Raw genomic sequence first — 23,329 nt, 5'->3', positions numbered from 1 at the left:
GACCGCAAAGGAGACGATATGTTTGGAATTTCACCACTCGGCTGGGTGCATACGCTCGGCAGCCTGCCTGCCATACCGCTGGCAGTCTACATGCTTGCACGCCACGGGCGGATCGTGCCTCGCTCGGGGCCCGGCGTCGCCTACTTCGTCTCGATGCTGATCGGGGCGGCGACGGTGTTCCTCGTCGCGCATCAGTCGGTGAGCTACGGCATCGGCGCTGCGACGATCGTGCTGCTGGTCGCCGGTTATGGTGTCTGGCGACTTTCTTGGCTGGGACGTCCTCGGAGATACATCGAGACAGTCTGTCTGAGCCTCACCGTATTTCTGCTGATGGTGCCGACCGTCAGCGAGACCCTGCGTCGTGTTCCGGACGGTCATCCCTTCGTCACCGACCTGAGCTCGCCCCTCCTTCTCGGGTCCCAGGCCAGCCTTCTCGTCATTCTCGTCATCGGCCTGACGGCGCAGGTCCTGTATCTCCGCAGGCAGGGGAGGACTGCGGCGCACCATTGACGCGATAACCAATCGCAGGCGCACGCGGTCTATGTCAGACCTACCCCTGGCCCTGCCTGGCCAGGGGTAGGTCGAGGTTTGGAGCCGATCTCGGGCGGGACTGGTCAACGGAAGAGAAAGCGACTTCCGGCAAGCATTGTAAATTTCCGTCGAACAGATGAGAGTTGGGCAGCCGGACTTCTCGGCATCAACAGCAACTCGAGGCGCTCATGTTTCCACTTTCGCACATGATGAAGTCGTTCATACGCAAGGGGTGCCTGACTGTCATCGATGCTGACGGAAAACGCCATGTTTTCAAGGGGGCGCCCGGCCCGCAGGTGACGATGAGACTGACCGACAAAAGGCTCTACCGGACGTTGGTCTTCAATGCCGAGCTTGCGGCCGGGGAAGCCTACATGGATGGAACGATGCGGTTCGAGGAGGGCTCGACGCTGCGGGATTTCCTGACGCTCTTCTCGATCAACCGGCTTTCGCTCGGTTCCTATCCGATCCAGAAGGTACTGCGCGCCATCAAGATGCGCTTCCGCAAGCGCCAGCAGTCGAACCGCAAGGGGCAGGCGCAGCAGAACGTCGCTCACCACTACGATCTCGGCAACGATTTCTACAGGCTGTTTCTCGACGAGAACATGCTGTATTCCTGCGCCTATTTCCGGGAGCAGGGCGAAACTCTCGAGCAGGCCCAGCGCAACAAACTCCGGCTTCTCGCCAGCAAGCTCGGACTGAAACCCGGAATGAAGGTGCTCGATATCGGTTGCGGCTGGGGCGATCTCGCGCTCTATCTCGCGACACTGGAGGATGTGGACGTTCTCGGCGTGACGCTTTCCAAGGAACAGCAGGCGCTGGCCACACAGAGGGCCGAGAAAGCCGGGCTTGCCGATCGCGTCCGTTTCGAGCTGAAGGATTATCGGGACGTCGAGGGGTCATTCGACCGCATCGTTTCCGTCGGCATGTTCGAGCATGTCGGCGTCCATCACTATGACGAATTCTTCAAGAAGCTGAACGCCTTGATGCCGGATGACGGCCTGGCGCTCTTGCATTCGATCGGGCACATGAGCCCGCCGGGCATGGCGAGCGCATGGCTGCGGAAGTATATTTTTCCCGGAGCCTACTCGCCGGCGCTTTCCGAAGTGTTCGAGGTTGTCGAGCGAAACAGCCTCTGGGTCACGGATCTGGAGTTTCTGCGCGTTCACTACGCAACGACGCTCGCCCATTGGGCAGACCGCTTCGAGACCAACCGCGACAAGGTGATCGCGCTCTACGACGAGCGCTTCGCACGCATGTGGGAATTCTACCTGATCAGCGCGGAGATGATGTTTAGTACCGGCAGCCAGCTCGTCTTCCATATGCAGCTGTCGCGCTCCCGCGACGCCGCGCCGATCGTGCGCGACTACATCACCGACAAGCAGCGCGACTACATCGAACGCGAGAAGACGCTCAGTCTGTCCGTGTGAACCGATACTTTGGGCTTTGCCCAGCGCTCCGGCGTCGGTGGCGGTTCGCGCATAGCCGAGATGTTACCGTTTGGTTGCCATCCACAATACATGGCGGGCGCCACCGCGTTTCCCATTGGCGCGCACGTTCACCTCGTCGGTGGCAAAGCCCACCTCCCGCAATCGACGTGTAAAAGCACTGTCCGGTGCGGACGACCAGACCGCAAGCACGCCGTTCGCGCGCAGCGCAACCTTGGCGGCACGAAGACCGCTGTGGTTATAGAGGCTGTCGTTGGAGGCGCGCGTCAACCCATCGGGACCATTGTCGACATCGAGCAGGATGGCATCGTAAGCCGTTTTCTGCGACCGGATCAGCGCGCCGACATCACCTATGCGGATATCGACACGTGGATCGTCGAGCGTGCCTTCGTGGAGACCTGACATCGGTCCCCGCGCCCAATCGACCACGGCCGGAACGAGTTCTGCGACCGTGACTCGGGCATCATCTGGCAGTCCGCCGAGGGCGGCCCGCAATGTAAAGCCCATGCCGAGGCCGCCGATCAGGATGCTGGCGTTTTTCCGCCCTGCAATCCGCTCACAGCATAGTGTAGCCAGTGCCTCTTCAGAACCGCTCAGCCTGCTGTTCATCAGCTCCGTCGAGCCGAGCATGATGGAAAATTCGCTACCGCGCTGCTTCAGGCGTAACTCGCCCCCATCGCCGGGAATGGTCGCGCGATCAAGCTGAATCCAGGGAAGCATCGGCGTATCTCGTTGTGTTGCGTTGCAGGCGTCTCGTAGCATGGGCGCGGTGCAGAAAGCACCAGAATACCTGGTGGAATACCCTTGCAGGCATGTCGCAGTCGGCGATCCTGGGCTTGCCAGCGTCGGCTGAGCTTCAGTTCATTCTGTGACTTCGCCGCTACGTTGTTGATGCGGCTCCCCGTTTGGCGATAGCTTGCGCCGAATCCAAGCTCGGAAGAACGGATGGCATCGAAGACGACACTCAACGTCAAGAACCTGGAGGCGCTTGGCGTAGAACGCCTGGCTGAACTCCTGATCGAGATCAGTACCGGAAGCGCTGCCCACAAGCGACGGCTCCGGCTCGAACTTGCCGGCACAGGACATGGCGACGAGGTTGTCCGGGAGGTCAGAAAGCGGCTCTCATCGATCAGCCGGTCCCGGACGTTCGTGGACTGGCGCAAGATCAAGACGCTAAGGAACGACCTTCAGACGCTGCGCTCCACGATTGTCAACACCATTGCGCCCAACGATCCTGACGAAGCCCTGGAACTGATGTGGCAATTCCAGGCGCCGGCAGATTCGATATTCGAACGATGCAGTGACGGCAGCGGGACGATCATCGCGATCTTCCACGACGCGTGCATGGATCTCGGCACGATCGCCGCCCAGTCGGCTGGAATTGACGGCAAGGATCTCGCCGAACGCGCCTTCCGATCGCTGAGAGACAATGGCTACGGTCAATTCGACAATCTGATCACAGCGCTAGCGCCGGCGCTCGGGTCAACTGGCCTGGACCGGCTCAAGGCCCTGTTCATGGCATGGGCGAATGAGCCGGTGGAGGGGGCGAGAGAGAAGGAACACAAGGTCACTGGATGGAGCAGCCAGGGATCGATCCATGAGGATGAGACCCCTGGTCGTCGCCGCGATATCGCCGTGCAGGTCGCCCTGCAGGAGATCGCGGACGTCCAGGGTGACGTCGACGGTTACATCGCCCAGCAGAGCGCAGCCTCGCTCGCCGTCCCGACGGTGGCAGCGGAGGTCAGCCGGCGTCTGCTTGCTGCCGGTCGTGCGCAGGAAGCGCTGGAGGCCGTCGAGCGGGTCGACACAACAGAGCCACGAGACATCGCCTACGCGTGGCAGCAGGCCAGGATCGACGCCCTGGACGCGCTGGAGCGCACGGAGGAGGCTCAGGCATTCCGCTGGCAGTGCTTCGAGCGCGCATTGGACGACCGGCACCTGAGGGCGTTCCTGAAACGCCTGCCGGACTTCGATGACCTGGAAGCCGAGGAGCGGGCATTCGCCTTTGCGCAATCTGTGCCGAACGTTCACCAGGCCCTGCGCTTCTTCGTCTCCTGGGCCACGCCAAGTGAAGTCGCAAGGCTCGTTCTACGGCGAGGCAAGGAACTGGACGGCGATCTTTACGAGCTTCTGACGCCGGCCGCCGAGGTTCTGGCCGAGAAGCATCCGCTTGCCGCGACAATCGTCCTGCGCGCGATGGTCGAGTTCGCGCTCGAACGCGCCCGCGCGGCCCGATACAAGCACGCGGTTCGCCATCTGGCCGAATGCGCGACGCTCGCCCGACATGTCGCTGACTTCGGCGAATTTCCCGCCCACGATGCATATGTCGCGGATATCAGACGGCGACACGGCAAGAAGCATGGCTTCTGGCGCCTGGTCGACTAAAGTATGTCGCGCGCAGTCGCTCGTCTTACCAGTTGCCGGGGTCGGCGGTGTGATCGATCATGGCATATTCGTCTGCCTTTTCTCGATCGAGCACCAAATCCGTCGTTGCCTTTGTCTCGTTTGTGACCCGGTAGTGGAGAGGCACCGATCCTCTACTGAGCGCGCGATACATCAGCAGGGCAGCCTCCTCGGCGGTGTCTGCTTCTATCTTGAGGGTGGTCGTGACTGTGAACGTCGGCATGGCTTGGCCTCACTGTGTGGGCATCTCGTGCAACAGGAACTGTAAGTCCTATAATGCCTGAGGGCCAGATCCGGCTATCCAGCGCGATCTCCAACAGTCGTCGGTGAAGCGCTTCCGGGCGCCGAAAACTATCCCGGCGCGTTCATGCTGCAGGCGGCGCTGTCGCTCGTTGTCGCGACAAAGTCGCGTTGGCCGCTGCGCAAAGATGAGGCAGATGCAACGCGGTCTCGGCCGGCTACCTTGGCGAGGTAGAGGGCACGATCGGCGCGCTCGATGGCGGGGTCGATCAGGGACCGCTTCATTTCGGCCACGCCGAAACTTGCCGTGACCTGGCCGGTGATACCCGCTGCGGACCAGTCGGACGCTGCCAGGTGGCGCCTGGCGCGTTCTGCCCAGCGAGCCGCGTCGTCTTCGCGCGCGCTGTCCATGAAGACGACGAACTCTTCTCCGCCAAACCGTGCGATATGCATGCGGTCGTCCTGTAGTTGCGAGAGCCTGTTGCCCACCTCGACGATCACACGGTCGCCCGTGGCGTGACCGAAGGTATCGTTGATTTGCTTGAAATGATCGATGTCGCAGAGCACGACGGCGCCACTCAAGCCAATGGCGTCGCCCGCGCCCTCGACTGCCGCGTTGAAACCGCGGCGGTTCAGAAGCCCCGTCAATGGATCTCGTCCAGCCGAATGCCTATGCCGGTCAATCGCAGCGGCAGTCATCGCGGCAATCGCGCCGAAGGGAAAAAGCAGACACACCGTAATGGTCGTGACATGCACAGAAATGTTGTAGGCGGAGTGCAGGAAGTCCGACATCGCTTCACTGGTCCTGAAGACGAACGTGAACAATATCCCTCGGATCAGACAGTCGACGACGACAAGCGCACCTGCAGCAACGAGCGCCAGATCTGCTGCAGGCTTGGCCTTCGGCGCAACCTTCCACACGGAGAAGCCCAGGAGAAAGGCAAACACCATTTCGATCAGAAACAGGTCCAGTCGAAGACTTGGTTCGACGAGGACCAGATAGGTGTGCGGCACCATGAAGCCGATGGCAACGGGACGCCGCACCGGCCACCACTTGTTTTCCGCGAAATGGATGAGAATTGCGCTCCCATAACAATAGGCTGCACCGGTATAGAAGACACCGGAGACGAATTGGTCGAAGGTTGGTTCTATCGGGAATGACGAGAGCGCAAAGCCGCATGCGGTTTGCGCGAACCCTGCCGCCCATTGCCAGGAAGAGGAAAGCCCGAGCCGCCAAAGGAGCAGAAAGAAAAACGCAAGAATCACGAAGATCGACGAGGGTAGATAGAAAATGACGTTCTGCGTGTCCATGAGGTCCGAGATCCGGTCGCTTCCGCTCTATCACACCGTGCGGAAATACAAGACGATGAAAGTAGAATGAAATCGGCGGATCATCCGCCATGCGGGCATAGCCACGCAGCTTGGACCCCAATGGGTTAATGGACAATTGCTGGCTGTAGAGCCAAGCCCTTCAGCGCAGGGGTGTGACGGGAACTTGTGTAACGGCGAGCCGCTAAGCCACCAGCCGTTTCATGCCGGTCGCCACGTTGCAAATCATTGATTATCTGGAGCTTTTGGCGGAGAGGGTGGGATTTGAACCCACGATACCCTTGCAGGTATGCCGCATTTCGAGTGCGGTGCATTCGACCACTCTGCCACCTCTCCGGATATGCTGGTCGGCGCCTGTCGACGCGGTCGGGTACATAGCGGCTGATTTGCGGCCTTGCAAGGGGCGTGGTCGCGCAAAGGTCAACTAATTCACCGGGCTGCGATGAAACAACCTTGACAGTTTCCGGAAGGTCGCCTATTGCCGCACGTACGTGGCAAAGGTCATTTGGTCGTTGCCGCGAACCTAGGTCTTTTGTCCACGATGCTTGCGTCAAGGGCAAGGCCAGTTTCACCGGCGGGCGTCATCGTTCGTCAAATTCGACTGACAAAAAGACGGCGAGTCCTTCGGGACGGAGCCGGACCGAACATGAAAGGATAAAAAATGTTCGCAGTCATCAAGACCGGCGGTAAGCAGTACCGCGTGGCAGCCAACGACGTCGTGACGGTTGAAAAGCTCGTCGCTGTCGCTGGCGACAAGATCGAATTCACCGAAGTGCTGATGGTCGGCGAAGGTGCCGACGCGACGATCGGCGCTCCCTTCGTCGAAGGCGCGGTCGTGACCGCCGAAGTCGTCGAGCAGAGCCGCGCCAAGAAGGTCATCGCCTTCAAGAAGCGTCGCCGCCAGAACTCGAAGCGTTCGCGCGGCCACCGCCAGCACCAGACGACCGTCCGGATCGTCGACATCGCGGCAGCCGGCGGCAAGGCCAAGAAGTCTTCCAAGAAGACCGAAGCCACCGCCGAAGCAGCAGCGAACTGAGATCAGGACAAGGGTAAAGGAGAACACCAATGGCACACAAAAAAGCTGGCGGTTCCTCGCGTAACGGTCGCGATTCGGAGTCCAAGCGCCTTGGCGTGAAGAAGTTCGGCGGCGAGAACGTCATCGCAGGCAACATCATCGTGCGTCAGCGCGGTACGAAGTGGCATCCGGGCGCCAATGTCGGCCTCGGCAAGGACCACACGATTTTTGCACTTACGGCGGGCAACGTGGATTTCCGTACGAAGGCCAATGGCCGCGTGTACGTGTCTGTAATGCCGAAAGCCGAAGCAGCGGAATAAGCCGGTAGCGCTCTAAAACAGCCGGCGTCTCATTGACCCGGCTGCTGCTACAGGTACCGAACCTGCAGAAACAAAAGGGGAGATGGGGCAATCCATCTCCCCTTTTCGTTCATCTGGAGGATCGAACATGTTCAGCGAAATGTTGCGGGAAGACCAATCAAGGTCTCCCGAAGAGCGGCCAAGGCCGGAACGGTCGAGGACCGATTGTCCAATCTTACTGTCGCAACGGCTCGTTCTCAGAGCCCCGCATGAAGACGACATCGACGCCCTTGCCCATCTCGCCAACAACGCCAACATCGCCACGATGGTCGCCCGCATGCCGCATCCCTATACGATCGCGGATGCCGCCGACTTCGTGCGACGCACGACAGCCGGCGCGATTGGCAAGTGCGTCTACGCGATTACCAAAGCGGACACCGGCGCATTCCTCGGTTGCTGCGGGATCGAGCCGCACGAGGACGGCAGGACGGTCGAGCTCGGCTACTGGCTGGGCGAGCCCCACTGGAACCAGGGATATGCCACCGAGGCGGCCCAGAGCCTGACGGACATGGTCTTCCGCACCCGCGACGTCGAGCAGATCGACGCGCGCTGCCGGGTCATGAACATCTCCTCTCGGCGGGTCATCCAGAAGTGCGGCTTCCAGTTCCAGGCGACCGGCATGGTGCAGAGCCTGGCGGTCGGCGGCATGGTTCCGGTCGAATGGTTCCGGCTCGACCGCAGGACCTGGGTTTCGCTGAAGAGCTGGGGGAACATCGGATGAGCGCGCTTCGTCTGGAACGGGACGTCCCTACCCTTGCCGACCCCGGCCCCTGCCCGGTCATTGCGACCGGGCGGCTGGTGCTGCGGCCGCACCGGCTCACGGATGCGGAGGCGATCGCGGTTTCGCTCGGTGATTTCCGCGTCGCGCGGATGCTGGCGCGGGTGCCGGCACCGTACGACCGGCAGGATGCGGAAGAGTGGCTGTCGGGTGTTGCGAGCGGTCTCCTGCCCGGCTGGGCGCTGGCGATCACCACCGGCGACGACGTCCATATCGGGACGGTCGGCTTCGAGCAGCGCGCCGGCGGCTGGCACCTCGGCTACTGGCTCAACCGGTTCTACTGGGGCCGCGGCTACATGAGCGAGGCGGTGCACGGCGCGATCGCGCGCTTCCTGATGCGGATGCCGGGCGTGGAACTCCGCTCCGGCGTCTTCGCCGACAACCCGGCCTCGCTCAGGGTCCAGGACAGGATCGGCTTTCGCATCACCGGGCTCAGCGAGGTCTATTCGGTCGCCCGCGGCGCCATGGTGCCGCATGTCGAGACGAGGCTTTCGCCGGGTGATTTCCGGCCGGCCGCCTTTCTGCGTTGAAGGGAAGGCCCGGGGTCGCATGCCATGGGCGGCGATCCCGGGCAGTCTGCCGGACCGGACGAATTCGACAGGGCCAGACCCTAGAGAAGCTCGAACCAGACCGGGAGATGGTCGGAACCGGTTGCGGTCTCGTCGATCCAGGCGTCCTTCAGGCGTCCGACGAGCCCGTGGCTGACGAAGCAGTAGTCGAGGAGCATCCGGTGGCCGTGGTTCTTCGGGTCGATCCAGCTGTAGCTCTCGGCCGTCCGCCTGCCGAGGCCCGCAAGCACGTCGACGGGATGGGTGGCGCGGATCTGGCGGCCATAGAAGCCGTCGACCTCGCCGACCATGGCGCAGTATTCGGGCGATTCCGGCACCATGTTGAAGTCGCCCATGAACACGTAGTCGTCGGGAAAGGGCGGCTGCGGCAGGCCGAACTCCTCGGCGCCGGAGATGGCGCCACCTTCGAGCGCGTAGGCCTGGGCGCGCTCCTTCAGGGTGCGGATCTGGTCGATCCGCTCGCTGCGGTAGACATGGTCGAGGTGGACGGAATAGACGCGCAGTGCGCTGCCGGGAGCGTCGATCACGGCCTCGGTCGCGCCACGCTGCAGGTTCAGCTTGTCGAGCGTGCGGCTGCGCGGCAGGGAAATGAGGCGCGAGGCAAGGATCGGATGGCGGGAGAAGACCATGTTGCCGAACTGGAAGCGGCGGCTGACGGCCCGGCCATCCTCGATGGTCGAGCCGGCATCGATGTCGCAGGCGGGCCAGTAGACGGAGAAATGGCCGGGCAGCAGCGCCTGCAACTCGGCCACCATGTCGAGGTTGCCGTTGCGGTGGAAGCCGCGGGTGACCTCCTGCAGGGCGATGACGTCGGCGCTTTCGATCTCGCCGGCAATGCGGGCCAGATCGAGCCGACCGTCGAGGCCGATGCCATACTGGATGTTGTAGCTTGCGAATTTCACGATAGTCTTTGACCTCTGCGGGAACCGGCTATATCGAATGCGGCGAAACGGCCATCAGGCTGCGAAAAGAAGAACGGCGAACCCATGAAGTTTCTCGATCAGGCGAAAGTCTATATCCGTTCCGGCGACGGCGGTGCAGGGGCTGTCTCGTTTCGTCGTGAAAAATTCATCGAGTTCGGCGGGCCGGACGGCGGCGACGGCGGGCGCGGCGGCGACGTCTGGGTCGAGGCGGTCAACGGCCTGAACACGCTGATCGACTTTCGCTTCCAGCAGCACTTCAAGGGTGCTACCGGCCAGCACGGCATGGGCCGCAACCGCACGGGCGCGGGCGGCGCCTCGGTGACGCTGAAGGTGCCGGTCGGCACGCAGGTGTTCGAGGAGGACAACGAGACCCTGATCATCGACATGACGAAGGAGGGCCAGCGCTTCCGGCTCGCCGGCGGCGGCAATGGCGGTTTCGGCAACGCGCATTTCAAATCCTCCACCAACCAGGCGCCGAACTGGGCCAATCCGGGCCTGGAGGGCGACGAGAAGACGATCTGGCTGCGCCTGAAGCTGATCGCCGACGCCGGCCTCGTCGGCCTGCCCAATGCCGGCAAGTCGACCTTCCTTGCCGCCTGCACGCGGGCGCGGCCGAAGATCGCCAACTATCCGTTCACCACGCTGCACCCGAACCTCGGGGTGGCGACGGTCGACGGGCGCGAATACATCCTGGCCGACATTCCGGGCCTGATCGAGGGCGCCCACGAAGGCACCGGCATCGGCGACCGGTTCCTCGGTCACGTCGAGCGAACCCGCGTGCTGCTCCATCTCGTCTCGGCCCAGGAAGAGAAGGTCGGCAAGGCCTATACCGTGGTCAAGCACGAGCTGGAGGCCTACGGCGGCGGGCTGACGGACAAGCCGGAGATCGTCGCCCTGTCGCAGATCGACGTGCTCGACGAGGCCGAGCTGAAGAAGAAGGCCAAGGAGCTGGAAAAGGCGTGCGGCCAGAAACCGCTGCTTCTTTCCGCCGTCACCAATGTCGGGATGTTGGCGGCGCTGCGCGCGCTGCGCGACGAAATCGTGCGCTTTGGAACAGAAGAGCAGGATGAGGCGTAGCATGGCCGCAATCCGCAAGGCGCTGTCGAGCCACAAGCGCGTCGTCATCAAGATCGGGTCCGCCTTGCTGGTCGATCGTGGCAGCGGTTTGAAGAAGACCTGGCTCGACGCCGTCTGCGCCGACATCGCCGGGCTTCGCGCCGGCGGCACTGAGGTGCTCGTCGTCTCCTCCGGTGCGATCGCGCTCGGCCGCACCGTCCTGAGGCTTCCAAAGGGCGCGCTGAAGCTGGAGGAAAGCCAGGCGGCGGCGGCCGTCGGCCAGATCGCGCTGGCGCGGGCCTGGTCGGAGAGCCTTTCGACCGAGGGCATCGTCGCCGGGCAGATCCTGCTCACGCTCGGCGACACGGAGGAACGTCGTCGCTACCTCAACGCGCGCGCGACGCTGAAGCAGCTGCTGAAGCTCGGCTCCGTGCCGATCATCAATGAAAACGACACGGTTGCCACCAGCGAGATCCGCTATGGCGACAACGACCGGCTGGCCGCACGCGTCGCCACCATGGCCGGCGCCGACCTGCTGGTGCTCTTGTCGGACATCGACGGGCTCTACACGGCGCCACCGCACCTGGATCCCGGGGCCGAGTTCCTCGACACGATCGCCGAAATCACCCCGGAGATCGAGGCGATGGCGGGCGGCGCTGCCTCGGAGCTGTCACGCGGAGGCATGCGCACGAAGATCGATGCCGGCAAGATCGCGACTGCAGCCGGTTGCGCCATGATCATCGCGTCCGGCAAGAGCGACCATCCGCTACGGGCGATCGCGGAAGGCGTCCGCTCTTCCTGGTTCGCGCCTGCCGGATTGCCGGTGACGGCGCGCAAGACCTGGATCGCCGGCCAGTTGCAGCCCGCCGGAACGCTGTTGATCGACGAGGGGGCGGAGGTCGCGCTGCGATCGGGCAAGAGCCTGCTGCCGGCAGGCGTGCGGACGGTCGTGGGGGCGTTCTCCCGCGGCGACACGATCGCCATCGTCGGGTCGGGCGGGCGCGAAATCGCCCGGGGCCTCGCCGGCTACGATGCCGACGAGGCGCGGCAGATCGCCGGCAAGAAGTCGGCCGAGATCGCCGGCATCCTCGGCCATGCGGGGCGCGCGGCGATGGTGCATCGCGACGATCTGGTCATGACCGGTGCCGCGCTGCGCGAGGGTGGAGTGGCGCAGGAAAGGGATGCGGCCCATGCTTGACCAGGCAGAAAAAAATCTCGACGTCGCTGCGCTGATGGCGGCCATCGGCCGCAACGCCCGTGCGGCGGCCCGGCCGCTGGCGATGGCTGCGACGGAGACGAAGAACCGCGCGCTCGAGGCCATGGCGAAGGCCATCCTCGCCGATCGCGACGCGATCCTCGCCGCCAATGCGATCGATCTTGCCAATGCGCGCGAAAGCGGCGTCGCGGCCTCCTTCATCGACCGGCTGACGCTCACGCCCGAGCGGGTCGAGGCCATTGCCGCCGGCATCCGCGCCATTGCTGCGTTCAAGGATCCGGTCGGCGACGTGATCGCGGAATGGGACCGGCCGAACGGGTTGCATATCGAGCGCGTGCGCACGCCGCTCGGCGTGATCGGCGTGATCTACGAGAGCCGCCCCAACGTGACGGCGGATGCCGGCGCGCTGTGCCTGAAGGCCGGCAATGCGGTGATCCTGCGGGGCGGGTCGGACAGCCTGAATTCCTCGCAAGCCATCCATGCCTGCCTCGTGCGGGGCCTGAAGGAAGCGGGACTTCCGGAACATGCCATCCAGATGGTGCCGGTCGCCGATCGCGCTGCCGTCGGCGCCATGCTCTCCGGCCTTGACGGTTCCATCGACGTCATCGTGCCGCGCGGCGGAAAGAACCTCGTCGCCCGGGTCCAGAGCGAGGCGCGCGTGCCGGTCTTCGCCCATCTCGAGGGGCTTTGCCACATCTATGTCGACCGCTCGGCCGATCTCGACATGGCGCGGACCATCATCGTCAATTCGAAGATGCGGCGCACCGGCGTCTGTGGTGCGGTGGAGACGCTGCTGGTCGATCGCGCCGTCGCCGCGACCCATCTGGCGCCGCTCCTTGCCGCTCTCAGGGATGCCGGCTGCGAGGTTCGCGCGACGGACGAGATCCGCGCGATCGTGGCGGGCCTCGAACCCGCGACGGAGCAGGACTGGTCGACGGAGTATCTCGACGCGATCATCTCCGTGGCCCTCGTGGACGGTGTGGCCGGCGCGATCGAACACATCAACCGCTGGTCCTCGGCACACACCGAAGCCGTGATCGCCCAGGACCAGGCGGTGGCCAACCGCTTCTTCGCGGAGATCGATTCGGCCATCCTGCTCCACAACGCCTCCACCCAGTTCGCCGATGGCGGAGAGTTCGGGATGGGCGGGGAGATCGGCATCGCCACCGGCAAGATGCATGCCCGCGGTCCCGTCGGCGTCGAACAGCTGACGTCGTTCAAATACAGGGTCCGCGGCGCCGGACAGGTGCGACCCTAGGTGAGATCGGACGCCATCGAACCGCGCTACCTGAAGATGCCCCATGTCGAGAAGGGGATGGCGGTCGGCCTGTTCGGCGGCTCGTTCAACCCCCCGCACGAGGGACATGTGCTGGTCGCCGACATTGCACTGCGCCGTCTCGGCCTCGACCAGCTGTGGTGGATGGTGACGCCCGGCAATCCCCTGAAGGATCACAGCCAGCTTTCGCCGCTGCGGGAGCGGCTCGCGCTTTCGGAAGCGATCACGCCGGATCCGCGCATCAAGGTCACGGCCTTCGAAGTGACGATAGGCCAGAATTACACGGCGCGCACGCTCGAGATCGTCCAGGCCCGCAATCCGGGTGTCCATTTCGTCTGGATCATGGGCGCCGACAGCCTGAAGAGCTTCCACCGCTGGCAGAACTGGCAGAGGATCGCCCGCACCTTCCCGATCGCGGTGATCGACCGGCCGGGCTCGACGCTCGCCTTCCTGTCCTCGGTCATGGCCAAAACCTTCGACCATGCGCGCATCGACGAGGAGGACGCCCGGGCACTGGCTTACCGCCCCGCCCCGGCCTGGACCTTCATACATGGGCCACGCTCGCCGCTCAGTTCGAGTGCGCTGCGTCAGCGCGAGGAAACAAAGAAAGACACGGGCAACAAGTAGTGTCTTGAAACCGGTACGTATTGATGCCTAAATCTATGGGTGGTTCGCTGCCAGATGCGCGAATCGCTACCGTGCCGTATCTGTTAAGTGGAAAGGATTTACTCTGACAACAGTGCACGCGAAGGGAGGCGTTCGCAACGCCCTTCCCAAAAGCGCAGGACGTGGCGACGATGCCGCCGAACGCGCTCTTCACGCGGTCCTCGCAAGCCTCGAGGACTCGAAGGCAGAAGATATCGTCTCGATCGACATTGCTGGGAAATCGGCGCTGGGCGACTACATGGTAGTCGCGTCCGGACGATCCACCCGCCATGTCGCGGCGATCTGCGACCACCTGATCACCGACCTCAAGGATGAAGGCTTGGGTTCCGCCCGCGTCGAAGGGCTGGAGACCGGTGACTGGGTGCTGATAGATGCGGGCGACATCATCGTCCACGTGTTCCGTCCTGAAATCCGCGAGTTCTACAACATCGAGAAGATGTGGGCGGCTCCGGACATGGAAGAGGGCACGTTACACTAAGATCGTCGCACCGCCCGGTTCCGGGCGTCACCTGCGGCCATGTTTTCGGCACCCTTTCGGGTGCGTGGTGTCGCTGTGTGCGTCGGAGGGGCCGGGTAGATGCGGATCGGACTTTTTGCGGTCGGACGGCTGAAGGCCGGACCTGAGAAGGACCTTGCCGCGCGCTATCTCGACCGGTTTGCGAAATCCGGACCGGCCGTGGGGCTGGAACTCGGGAAAGTTGCCGAGGTTGTCGAAAGCCGGGCCTCCAATCCGGAGACGCGCAAGCGCGAGGAAGCCGCGCTCCTGGATAAGGCGGTTCCTTCCGATGCCGTGCTCTTGCTGCTCGACGAGCGCGGCAAGGCGGTCGGATCGGAGGATTTCGCCGAGCTGCTCGGCCGCTGGCGGGATGCCGGCAAGCGGGATCTCATGATCGCCATCGGCGGTGCCGACGGGCTGGATCCGGCGCTTCACGAGCGTGCCGATTCCGTGCTGTGCCTGGGCAAGATGACGTGGCCGCACCAACTGGTCCGCATCCTGATTGCCGAACAGCTCTATCGCGCCGTCACCATTCTTTCGGGGCACCCCTACCATCGCGTCTGAGCGCGCCATCCCGTGGCCGCCCTACGGAAAATTGATTTCGATGTGCATCGGCAAATGCGCTAGACACAAGCAAACGGCAAGGCGCGCAGCATGATCACGTTCGCACCGTCCAGGAACGACAAGTGCACGGCGGCCCCGCGGGCGCGATGGCAGCGTCCGCTCGGTGCGATTACCCTCGGTCTGGCACTCGGTCTGTGGCTGGCGTCTGCGGATGCCGCCCTTTCCGCCGAGCCGACGGTGAGCCTCGCGCCGACCGGGCGCGTCGCCGCCCAAGCGGGGCCGACGGCCGATCCCGCCGCCGGGATTGCGCTGCGCCGGGACAGCACGCGCCAGGAGCTGGAGCAGCTGTCGAAGACGATCACGCTTTCGGAAGAGAAGGCGCGCGACCTGGAAGCCAGCATCGGCAAGCTGGAAAAGGATCGCGCCACCTTGCGCGAGGTGATCGTCCAGTCGGCGCGCGCGCGCCAGGACATGGAAGCAAGGATACTGGCGGGCGAAAAGCGGCTCAATGCCATGCGCGGCGACGAGGATGCCGCCCGCCTGTCCCTGCACGAACGTCGCGGACTTCTGGCAGAAGTGCTCGCTGCGCTGCAGCGCATGGGGCGCAATCCGCCGCCGGCCATCCTCGTGACGCCCGACGACGCGCTCGCCTCCGTCAGGAGCGCGATCCTGCTCGGCGCGGTGGTTCCGGGCATCCGTACCGAGACGGACAAGCTGGTCGCCGACCTGCAACGGCTGACGACGATCCGGATGGATATCGGCAAGGAGAAGGCGGACCTCGCCAGCGCGATGGCCAGCAAGCTCGAAGAGGAGAAGCGCTCCGAACTGCTGATCGGGCAGAACGAGACGCTCGCTGCGGAAAACGCCCGCACGCTCGAGGCCGAGCGGAGGCGCTCGGAGGAGCTTGCGGGACGGGCCACCAGCCTCGAGGGCCTGATCGGCAGCCTCGAGGACGAGATCACCTCGGTGCGCGAGGCGGCGGCGCTGGCGCGTCTGCAGGAGGCCGAGCGGGCGCGCCAGACCGTGGAGGAGCGGGCGCGGGCGCGGGAGGCTGCGCTCTCGGCATCGCCCGACAAAAACCGCATTGCTCCCGCATATCCATTTTCCGAGTTGCAGAAGCGCCTGGCCTATCCGGTTGCGGGTGAGCCGGTGCGGCAGTTCGGCGATGCGGATGGTACGGGCCATTCCGCCCAGGGGCTGATTCTCGCGACAAACCCGGGTGCGCTGGTGACAGCGCCTGCCGATGGGTGGGTGGTGTTCGCGGGCATGTTCCGAAGCTACGGGCGGATGGTCATCCTGAATACCGGCGACGACTATCACCTCGTGCTTTCGGGCATGGATCAGGTGAATGTCAGGGAAGGCCAATTTGTCGTGGCGGGTGAACCCGTTGCGGTGATGGGGGCGAAAAGAGTGGCGAGTGTAAATGCATTGGCGCTGGAAACGGATCGGCCGACGCTTTACATTGAGTTTCGAAAGAATGGCAAACCGGTTGATCCTCGGCCGTGGTGGTCTGCTACAGTGTCTGGAAAGGTACGCAATGATTCGTAGGGCTTCCCTTGTTCTCGTCGGGGCACTGATGGGTGCCACGGCCATGAGCGCAGTCTATTCGCTGACTGTGCCGGCCGAGGCGGCCGGTGCATCGACCTATCGCGAGCTGTCGATTTTCGGTGACGTGTTCGAGCGCGTCCGCGCGCAATATGTGACGCCGCCGAAGGAAGACCAGCTGATCGAGAACGCCATCAACGGCATGCTGTCCTCGCTGGATCCGCATTCCTCCTACATGAACTCCAAGGACGCCGAGGAAATGCGCACGCAGACGCGTGGCGAGTTCGGCGGTCTCGGCATCGAAGTCACCATGGATGAAGAGCTCGTCAAGGTCATCACGCCGATCGACGATACGCCGGCGGCACGCGCGGGCGTCCTTGCGGGCGACCTGATTTCGAAGATCGATGGCGCCGACGTGCGCGGCCTGAAGCTCGAGGAAGCCGTCGACAAGATGCGCGGCAAGGTCAATACGCCGATCAAGCTGACGATCCTGCGCAAGGGCGCCGACAAGCCGATCGAGCTGACGATCATGCGCGACATCATCGCGGTGAAGGCCGTCAAGTTCCGCGTCGAGAACGACGTCGGCTACCTGCGCGTCATCTCGTTTACCGAAAAGACCTTCGACGACCTCGAGGCGGGCATCGAGAAGATCAAGGCCGATGTTCCGGCCGACAAGCTGAAGGGCTACGTGCTCGACCTGCGCCTCAATCCGGGCGGCCTGCTCGACCAGGCGATCAATGTTTCCGATGCCTTCCTGGAGCGCGGCGAAGTGGTTTCGACCCGCGGCCGCAACGAGGACGAGACCCGCCGGTTCAACGCCTCCCCGGGCGACCTGACCGACGGCAAGCCGGTGATCGTGCTCGTCAACGGCGGTTCCGCATCGGCATCCGAGATCGTGGCCGGGGCGCTTCAGGACCTGCGCCGTGCGACGGTCGTCGGTACGCGCTCATTCGGCAAGGGTTCGGTGCAGACGATCATTCCGCTCGGCGACGCCGGTGCGCTACGGTTGACGACGGCGCTCTACTACACGCCGTCCGGCAAGTCGATTCAGGGCACCGGCATCACGCCCGACATCGCCGTCGAGCAGCCGCTGCCGCCAGAACTGCAGGGCAAGCTCGAGACTGCCGGCGAATCGGGCTTGCGCGGCCATATCAAGGGCCAGAGCGAGAGCGACGAGGGTTCGGGCTCGGCAGCCTATGTGCCGCCGGAAGCCAAGGACGACCTCCAGCTTCAATATGCGCTCGAACTGCTGCGCGGCCAGAAGACCGACCCCTCCTTTCCCGCCAGTCCGGAAAAGGCAGAGCTGAAGAACTAGTGCTGGAGCCCGGGTCGATATCGCGTCGATCCGGGCCTGCTCCTTCAAGGTCAGGGCGGCCGTTTCTTGGGAACCGATCTCAACGCACCCCTCGGTCAGAACCGGAAGGTGTCGCCCGGCCGCAAACGCGCGTCCCGCGTCAGCGCCGCGCGCCTCGCAGCCGCCTGTGCCATCGTCGCCGTGCTCGGCGGATCGCTGTGGAGCATGCTTGCCCCCCGAGGCCCCTTCAAGACACGGCAACCGCTCGAACAGCAGACGGCGCAGGCCGATGGACCCACCGCTGGGAATGCTGAGGGCGGCGCAGCCGGCGGAAATCCCAGGGACAAGCCGGGCGTGCGCCGCGAGAGCGGCCAGTCCGGCGCCGAGATCGAGGAAACCCGCAATCCGGACGGCAGCATCGTGCGGAAGTTTACGCCGAAGGCGCGCGACGGCTCGGGCCCGCTTGTTCTCGACGCCAGCCGGGTGGGCCAGGATCCTCGCTCCGCCGCCTTTCCCAATGACGACCTGATCGAGAACACCGCGTTCGGCAAGCTGCCGATCGTCGGCCCAGACGGGCTGCGCCCGGTCGAGCAATATGCCCGCCCCTGGTCCGGCGCACGCGGCACGCGCATTGCGATCGTCGTCGGTGGGCTGGGGCTCAGCCAGACGGGCACCCAGCGGGCGATCCGCGACCTGCCCGGCGAAATCACGCTGGCCTTCGCCTCCACCGGAAACAGCCTGCCCCGCTGGATGCAGGAGGCCCGCCGCGAGGGACACGAGATCCTTCTCCAGGTTCCGCTGGAACCGTTTGACGATGCCGACGGCGATCCCGGAGCAGACACCCTGCGCACCGATGCGGGCGCCGAAAAGAACCGTGACGAGCTTCATCGCGCCATGGGCCAGATCACCAACTACACAGGCGTCATGAACTACATGGGCGGCCGGTTTCTTTCCGATGCGGACGCGGTCGAGCCGGTGATGCGCGACATCGCCGATCGCGGGCTGCTCTTCCTCGACGACGGTTCATCGGCGCAGTCGCTGTCGGGAACGGTGGCGGGCGCGCTGGACATGCCGCATGCCTTCGCCGACATCCAGCTCGACGGGACGCTGTCGCGCGAGGCCATCCTGCGCAAGCTCGACGAACTCGAGCGCATCGCGCGCCGCAACGGAACCGCGATCGGCGTGGCCTCGGCCTTCGACGAGAGCGTCGCGGCGATCGCCGATTGGAGCCAGGAGGCGAGCCGGCGCGGGATCGAGATCGTCGGCGTCGCAGCACTCGCCGACAAGCCTTCCAAGCAATAGGATCTACGATGAGCAAGGACAAGAAGAAGCCAGTTTCGGCAGGCGACCTTCCCTATCGCCCGTGCGTCGGCATCATGGTGCTGAACCGCGACGGGCTGGTCTGGGCGGGGCGGCGTATCGCGATTGGCAATTCGGAGTATGACGGTTCGCCGCAGCTCTGGCAGATGCCGCAGGGCGGCATCGACCGCGACGAGGATCCGCTGGTGGCGGCCAGGCGCGAGCTCTACGAGGAAACCGGCATGCAGACCGTGTCCCTGCTCGCAGATGCCGGACGATGGATCAACTACGACCTGCCGGCGCATCTGATCGGCATCGGCCTGAAGGGCAAGTACCGGGGCCAGACCCAGCGCTGGTATGCCTTCCGGTTCGAGGGAGACGAAAGCGAGATCGCGATCAACCCGCCGCCGGGTGGGCATGAGGCGGAATTCGACGCCTGGGCGTGGAAGCCCATGCACACGCTGCCGGAGCTGATCGTTCCGTTCAAGCGCAAGGTCTATGAGGAGGTCATCGCCGCCTTCACGCATCTTGCGCCCTGAGGAGCAAAGGCAGGACAACGCCACGCTGCACAAAGATGGAGCCGCCCCGATGCCGGGGCGGCTCCTTCGCATTTGACCCGCGCGAGATCAGAGGAAGCTGAAATCGTCGACAGTGATCTTGTTGATGCCCTGCAGCGTGGCAACGAGCTCGAGATCGGCATCTGCGCCCTTGCCGTCGGCATCGAACCAGAGGCGTCCATTGTCCGATTCGAATAGGAAGGTGCCCTTGCTGCTGCTGGAGACAGGGTCGGCTCCGACGACAAGCGTGACGGTCTTGTCGGCCGCCGAAATGCCGTAGGCTGACTTGGAGATGACGAGCTTGTCCTGACCACGCGTGAAGTCGGTGATCACGTCGCCTTCGCCGTCGCGCCCGGCGCTGTCGAAGACGAACTGGTCCTTGCCGGAGCCCCCGGTCAGCCAGTCGTCGCCGGCGCCGCCGATGAGCTTGTCGTTTCCGGAGCGTCCATCGAGGATGTCGTCCGACCCGTTGCCGTAGAACACATTGTCGGTGGCGTCGCCACGGATGGCGTCGTCATTGGAGCTTCCCTGCACGATCTCGATGTTCTTGACCGTCAGGCCAAGGGCGAAGCCCTTGTTGGTCGCCTGGTTCTGCAGGTCGAGCACGATCGAGCGGCTGCCCTCTCTGAAGGACAGCGTGTCGGTACCGGTTCCCCCGTCGAACACGTCCTTGCCGGTAAATTCGGTGCGGATCAGCCGGTCGTTGTCGGCATCACCATACAGCAGGTCGTTGCCGGAGCCGTCCTCAAGCCTGTCCGCCCCGGCACCGCCGCGCAGGGTATCGTTGCCGGCGTTGCCCTTCAGCCAGTCCGCCAACGCCCCGCCGGAGACCGTGTCCTTGGCCTTGCCGCCGTCGTATTCCAGCGTTTCGAAGCCCTTGACGGTCGTCGTCGCATCGACCTTCACCGTCCAGGGCGAGAACTTGAAGGCGATATCCTTCGTCTGTTCGGTCATCAGCAGGTGCAGGTCATCGGTGCCCTCGCCGCCGTCGGCCGTGTCGCCGGCGCCGGCATAGACATCGTCATTGCCCTTGTCGGCATAGAGGCGGTCCTTGCCCCCGGTCAGGTTGGGGCCATCGCCATAGAGGGTATCGTTGCCGTCCCCGCCATAGAGCGTGTCGTGGCCGGAATCACCGGAGAGCGTATCGTTTCCGCCGCCGCCGGTGAGTGTGTCGTTCCCGGCGCGACCTCGCAGATGGTCGATCAGTCCGCCACCGGTAAACACGTCCTTGTCGCTGCTGCCGACGAGCGAGACGCGCTCGACATTCTTTACCGTCACCGGAGCGTTCGTGACCGTAACGGACGGTGCAACCTTGTAGGTGATGCCTTGCGTGTACTTGCTGAAGTCGATCGAGGCGAAATCCGTTCCGGTGCCGCCATCGAGCGTCAACCTGCCCGTCGAGGCCTCGCGCCTGAATTCGTCGTCACCATCGCCGAGCTTGACGTTATAGTGGCCGGTCGCCTTCGCTCCATCCCGAACCCAGACGTTATCCGATCCGGTACCCGCGTCGATCGTGTTGGAGCCGCCCGAATCGCGGATGTCGTCGTTGCCGGCGCCGCCGGTCAGCTTGTCTTTGCCTTCTCCACCGTCCAGCAAATCGCCATAGGCCGTGCCCAGCAGCGTGTCGTCGCCGGCATTGCCGAAGAAGCTGACGCCCTTCGCGGATCCGACCGACTTCACAACGTCGTTCCCGGAACCGAACTCGACCTGGAAATATTCGAAATTCTTCATGGATGTACCGTCGGTCAGCGATGCCGTCGAACCGCTGACGGAGAAGGTCTGGCTGGAGGTCAGCGACTTCCGGTCGACATAGACCCGGTCCGACTGCGCGCCGCCGTCCGCCTTGTCCGCGCCGCCGTCGCCCAGGTAGACCCGGTCGTTGCCGTCGCCGGCGACAACGGAATCCTTGCCGGTGCCGGCCCGAAGCTGATCGTTGCCGCTGCCGCCGTTGATGGTGTCGTTGCCGGCGCCGGCGTCGACAATGTCCTCGCCACTGCCGGTGGTGATGACGTTGGCGCCGGAACCCGTCGCATAAATGCTATAGTGTTCGATGCCCTTGAAGGTCGTGCCGCCGGAGAGGGTATTTGCCTGCGTCGGGAGCTTTGCGGTGAAATTGCCGGTGAATTTGGTAACGACGAGGCGGTCGCTGCCGGCGGTGTCGGTGATGGTGTCCTTGCCGTCGCCGAAAGCGTAGTTGTAGGTGTCGTTCCCGCTGTTGCCATAGACAATGTCGTTGCCGAGTCCGCCCGTCAGCGTGTCGTCGCCGATGCCGCCGTAGATGGTGTCGTTGCCGGCATCGCCATTGATGCTGTCGTTGCCGTTGTCGCCATAGAGCCGATCGTTGCCGTCGCCGCCGCTGACGATGTCGCCGTCGTCACCGCCATAGACCTTGTCGTCGCCGTCGTCACCGGAAAGGATATCGATACCCTTTTCGCCGTAGAGCGTATCCTTGCCCTCGTCGCCATTGAGGATGTCGATGCCGTAGCCACCATAGAGTGTGTCGTCGTCCTCGCCGCCACTCAGGATGTCGCTGCCGCGTCCGCCCTTGAGCACGTCCTTGCCGGCGCCGCCCGTGAACATGTCGGAATAGTTGCCACCCGTGATGTTGTCGGCGAAGTCGGTGCCGGTGATCTGGTAGCTCTCGACGTAGCTCGTCCTGAGGTTGCCGAGGAGGGTCTGCGGCGTAATCCAGTCCTTGATGACGAGGGACAGGCCGCTGGTGTGGTCGCTGTAGTCGACGATCAGTCGGTCGATGCCGGAGCCGCCGTCCAGGATGTCGCCGCCGATCTCGCTAAGATCGCCGGCCATCAACGTGTCCTTGCCGGAGCCGCCATTCAGGCGGTCGGCGCCAAGTCCACCGATGAGGATGTCGTCGCCGCTGTCGCCATTCAGCGTGTCAGCGCCGACATCACCCATGATGTAGTCGCCCTGAAAAGATCCGTTGAGCTGGTCGTCGCCCTCGCCCCCCATGATCGTATCGCCGCCCATACCGCCGTCGACGATATCGGCGCCGGCGAGCGCCATGATCATATCGCCCTCGTCGAGGTCGGTGCCTTTCAGATTGTCGGCTCCCATCGAGCCCATGATCGTACCCATCCGTCTCTCCTGATGTTCGGTTACGGAAATTGAAATTTCCGGGCAAAGCAGCAGAGGCCGGCCCGGTTCGAGGTGGAGGTGCGGCGCGCGGGCGAACGTCGCCGCGATGCGCGCCATTTTGCTTTCACTTCACTGCACCTGATCGTTCCTCCACCGCGCCGGACACGAGGTCCGGCATCGCGTTCGGCGCGGGATGCAACCGATCGCGTCGCCATATTGTTGAAAAATACGGCGACCCCTGTTCCTGCGGGAACTGACAGTTGCGCGCCGATACACGCAGCGGTCGAGCCGCCGAACGAGAACACAGTGAGGGGCAGTGATTTGCGGGGCAGCGCTCGAGGGCGCGCGAACGCCGCCCAACTGGAAATTGTGGTCGGCCCAGCGCGATATACCGTGTTTGACGGGCGAGCGCGAAGAAGGACGTCGCCTCACAGTAACGGCGCGACGGGCAATCATTTGCAGGTCTTGGGATCGGGTGCGGCCGGGCCGGTCAGACCGGGTGTCGTCAAGCGGAGCCTGGCGGGCGCGGGCCTCCGGGGCTTCGCCCAACGGGCCGGCCGCAGACGAACAGGGCCGCTACGCACAGCGCTTTGTGCGACAGGCGATGCTCGGTTCGGCACGAGCGAACCGCTGACGGGGAGGTTTCGGCTGCGGAGTCACCACCCGACG

At 64.1% G+C, this 23,329-nt stretch carries 22 protein-coding genes and 1 tRNA gene; 17 read left to right on the top strand and 6 right to left on the bottom strand.

Translation table 11 applies throughout. The annotated features are described in order from the left end of the window. Positions 1-18 precede the first annotated feature (18 nt). Positions 19-510, top strand: a complete 492-nt coding sequence (locus GGQ64_RS11400) for a hypothetical protein (RefSeq protein WP_183803905.1) — start codon at positions 19-21, stop codon at positions 508-510. 209 nt (positions 511-719) lie between these two features. Then, positions 720-1,961, top strand: a complete 1,242-nt coding sequence (locus tag GGQ64_RS11395) for an SAM-dependent methyltransferase (RefSeq protein ID WP_183803902.1) — start codon at positions 720-722, stop codon at positions 1,959-1,961. Positions 1,962-2,024: 63 nt separating this feature from the next. Here the strand turns inward: GGQ64_RS11395 and GGQ64_RS11390 are convergent, their stop codons facing one another. Next, the gene (locus GGQ64_RS11390; protein WP_183803899.1) at positions 2,025-2,699 is read right to left on the bottom strand and encodes a spermidine synthase; all 675 of its coding nucleotides are present in this window, start codon (positions 2,697-2,699) and stop codon (positions 2,025-2,027) included. A 225-nt stretch (positions 2,700-2,924) separates the two neighbouring features. Here GGQ64_RS11390 and GGQ64_RS11385 point away from each other — a divergent pair, with 225 nt between their 5' ends. Further along, entirely contained in the window at positions 2,925-4,364 is a 1,440-nt protein-coding gene (locus GGQ64_RS11385; protein WP_183803896.1) for a DUF6880 family protein, read from the top strand. 25 nt (positions 4,365-4,389) lie between these two features. Here the strand turns inward: GGQ64_RS11385 and GGQ64_RS11380 are convergent, their stop codons facing one another. The 3 genes from GGQ64_RS11380 to GGQ64_RS11370 form a co-directional block, all read right to left on the bottom strand. Next, entirely contained in the window at positions 4,390-4,605 is a 216-nt protein-coding gene (locus tag GGQ64_RS11380; protein ID WP_183803893.1) for a hypothetical protein, read from the bottom strand. A gap of 128 nt (positions 4,606-4,733) precedes the next feature. Beyond that, complete coding sequence (locus tag GGQ64_RS11375) at positions 4,734-5,933, bottom strand: GGDEF domain-containing protein (RefSeq protein ID WP_183803890.1); 1,200 nt, start codon at positions 5,931-5,933, stop codon at positions 4,734-4,736. 264 nt (positions 5,934-6,197) lie between these two features. Further along, positions 6,198-6,287 (bottom strand) — tRNA-Ser (locus GGQ64_RS11370). 325 nt (positions 6,288-6,612) lie between these two features. On the opposite strand from GGQ64_RS11370, the gene rplU reads away from it, so the two are divergent. The 4 genes from rplU (at position 6,613) to GGQ64_RS11350 (ending at position 8,633) form a co-directional block, all read left to right on the top strand. Then, positions 6,613-6,987, top strand: a complete 375-nt coding sequence (rplU, locus tag GGQ64_RS11365) for a 50S ribosomal protein L21 (RefSeq protein WP_183803887.1) — start codon at positions 6,613-6,615, stop codon at positions 6,985-6,987. Positions 6,988-7,016: 29 nt separating this feature from the next. Beyond that, entirely contained in the window at positions 7,017-7,286 is a 270-nt protein-coding gene (gene rpmA / locus GGQ64_RS11360; protein ID WP_034802646.1) for a 50S ribosomal protein L27, read from the top strand. A 127-nt stretch (positions 7,287-7,413) separates the two neighbouring features. After that, complete coding sequence (locus GGQ64_RS11355; RefSeq protein ID WP_183803884.1) at positions 7,414-8,046, top strand: GNAT family N-acetyltransferase; 633 nt, start codon at positions 7,414-7,416, stop codon at positions 8,044-8,046. Beyond that, complete coding sequence (locus tag GGQ64_RS11350) at positions 8,043-8,633, top strand: GNAT family N-acetyltransferase (RefSeq protein ID WP_183803881.1); 591 nt, start codon at positions 8,043-8,045, stop codon at positions 8,631-8,633. Before GGQ64_RS11355 ends, GGQ64_RS11350 begins: the two co-directional genes overlap by 4 nt. Positions 8,634-8,713: 80 nt before the next feature. Here the strand turns inward: GGQ64_RS11350 and GGQ64_RS11345 are convergent, their stop codons facing one another. Next, positions 8,714-9,574: an endonuclease/exonuclease/phosphatase family protein gene (locus GGQ64_RS11345; RefSeq protein ID WP_183803878.1), complete on the bottom strand. Its 861-nt coding sequence runs from the start codon at positions 9,572-9,574 to the stop codon at positions 8,714-8,716. A gap of 84 nt (positions 9,575-9,658) precedes the next feature. On the opposite strand from GGQ64_RS11345, the gene obgE reads away from it, so the two are divergent. The 10 genes from obgE (at position 9,659) to GGQ64_RS11295 (ending at position 19,546) form a co-directional block, all read left to right on the top strand. Continuing rightward, on the top strand, positions 9,659-10,672 hold the full coding sequence (obgE, locus tag GGQ64_RS11340; RefSeq protein ID WP_183803875.1) for a GTPase ObgE: 1,014 nt from the start codon (positions 9,659-9,661) through the stop codon (positions 10,670-10,672). A 1-nt stretch (position 10,673) separates the two neighbouring features. Continuing rightward, positions 10,674-11,849 carry a glutamate 5-kinase gene (proB, locus tag GGQ64_RS11335; RefSeq protein ID WP_183803872.1) on the top strand — a complete coding sequence of 392 codons (1,176 nt, stop codon included), beginning with the start codon at positions 10,674-10,676 and terminating at the stop codon, positions 11,847-11,849. Then, positions 11,842-13,125 (top strand): glutamate-5-semialdehyde dehydrogenase, encoded by a 1,284-nt coding sequence (locus GGQ64_RS11330; protein WP_183803869.1) that lies wholly within the window; start codon positions 11,842-11,844, stop codon positions 13,123-13,125. The genes proB and GGQ64_RS11330 overlap by 8 nt, the downstream gene beginning before the upstream one ends. A 15-nt stretch (positions 13,126-13,140) precedes the next feature. Next, positions 13,141-13,770, top strand: a complete 630-nt coding sequence (locus tag GGQ64_RS11325; RefSeq protein WP_183804292.1) for a nicotinate-nucleotide adenylyltransferase — start codon at positions 13,141-13,143, stop codon at positions 13,768-13,770. Between the two features lie 103 nt (positions 13,771-13,873). Beyond that, positions 13,874-14,287: a ribosome silencing factor gene (gene rsfS / locus GGQ64_RS11320; RefSeq protein WP_210300233.1), complete on the top strand. Its 414-nt coding sequence runs from the start codon at positions 13,874-13,876 to the stop codon at positions 14,285-14,287. A 99-nt stretch (positions 14,288-14,386) separates the two neighbouring features. Next, entirely contained in the window at positions 14,387-14,869 is a 483-nt protein-coding gene (gene rlmH / locus GGQ64_RS11315) for a 23S rRNA (pseudouridine(1915)-N(3))-methyltransferase RlmH (RefSeq protein ID WP_183803866.1), read from the top strand. 90 nt (positions 14,870-14,959) lie between these two features. Further along, complete coding sequence (locus GGQ64_RS11310) at positions 14,960-16,417, top strand: murein hydrolase activator EnvC family protein (protein WP_183803863.1); 1,458 nt, start codon at positions 14,960-14,962, stop codon at positions 16,415-16,417. Next, a complete protein-coding gene (locus GGQ64_RS11305; RefSeq protein ID WP_183803860.1) occupies positions 16,407-17,729 on the top strand; it encodes a S41 family peptidase in 1,323 nt (440 codons plus the stop codon). Before GGQ64_RS11310 ends, GGQ64_RS11305 begins: the two co-directional genes overlap by 11 nt. A gap of 66 nt (positions 17,730-17,795) precedes the next feature. Further along, complete coding sequence (locus tag GGQ64_RS11300) at positions 17,796-19,010, top strand: divergent polysaccharide deacetylase family protein (RefSeq protein ID WP_183803857.1); 1,215 nt, start codon at positions 17,796-17,798, stop codon at positions 19,008-19,010. A gap of 8 nt (positions 19,011-19,018) precedes the next feature. Further along, positions 19,019-19,546, top strand: coding sequence for an RNA pyrophosphohydrolase (locus GGQ64_RS11295; RefSeq protein ID WP_183803854.1), 528 nt, complete (start codon positions 19,019-19,021; stop codon positions 19,544-19,546). Positions 19,547-19,633: 87 nt separating this feature from the next. Here GGQ64_RS11295 and GGQ64_RS11290 read toward each other — a convergent pair whose 3' ends face one another. Further along, entirely contained in the window at positions 19,634-22,660 is a 3,027-nt protein-coding gene (locus GGQ64_RS11290; protein WP_183803851.1) for a calcium-binding protein, read from the bottom strand. Positions 22,661-23,329 lie beyond the last annotated feature (669 nt).

Origin of the sequence: Mycoplana azooxidifex (assembly GCF_014196765.1) — a bacterium.
Classification (GTDB): domain Bacteria; phylum Pseudomonadota; class Alphaproteobacteria; order Rhizobiales; family Rhizobiaceae; genus Mycoplana; species Mycoplana azooxidifex.
This window is presented reverse-complemented; position numbering and strand designations above follow the sequence as displayed.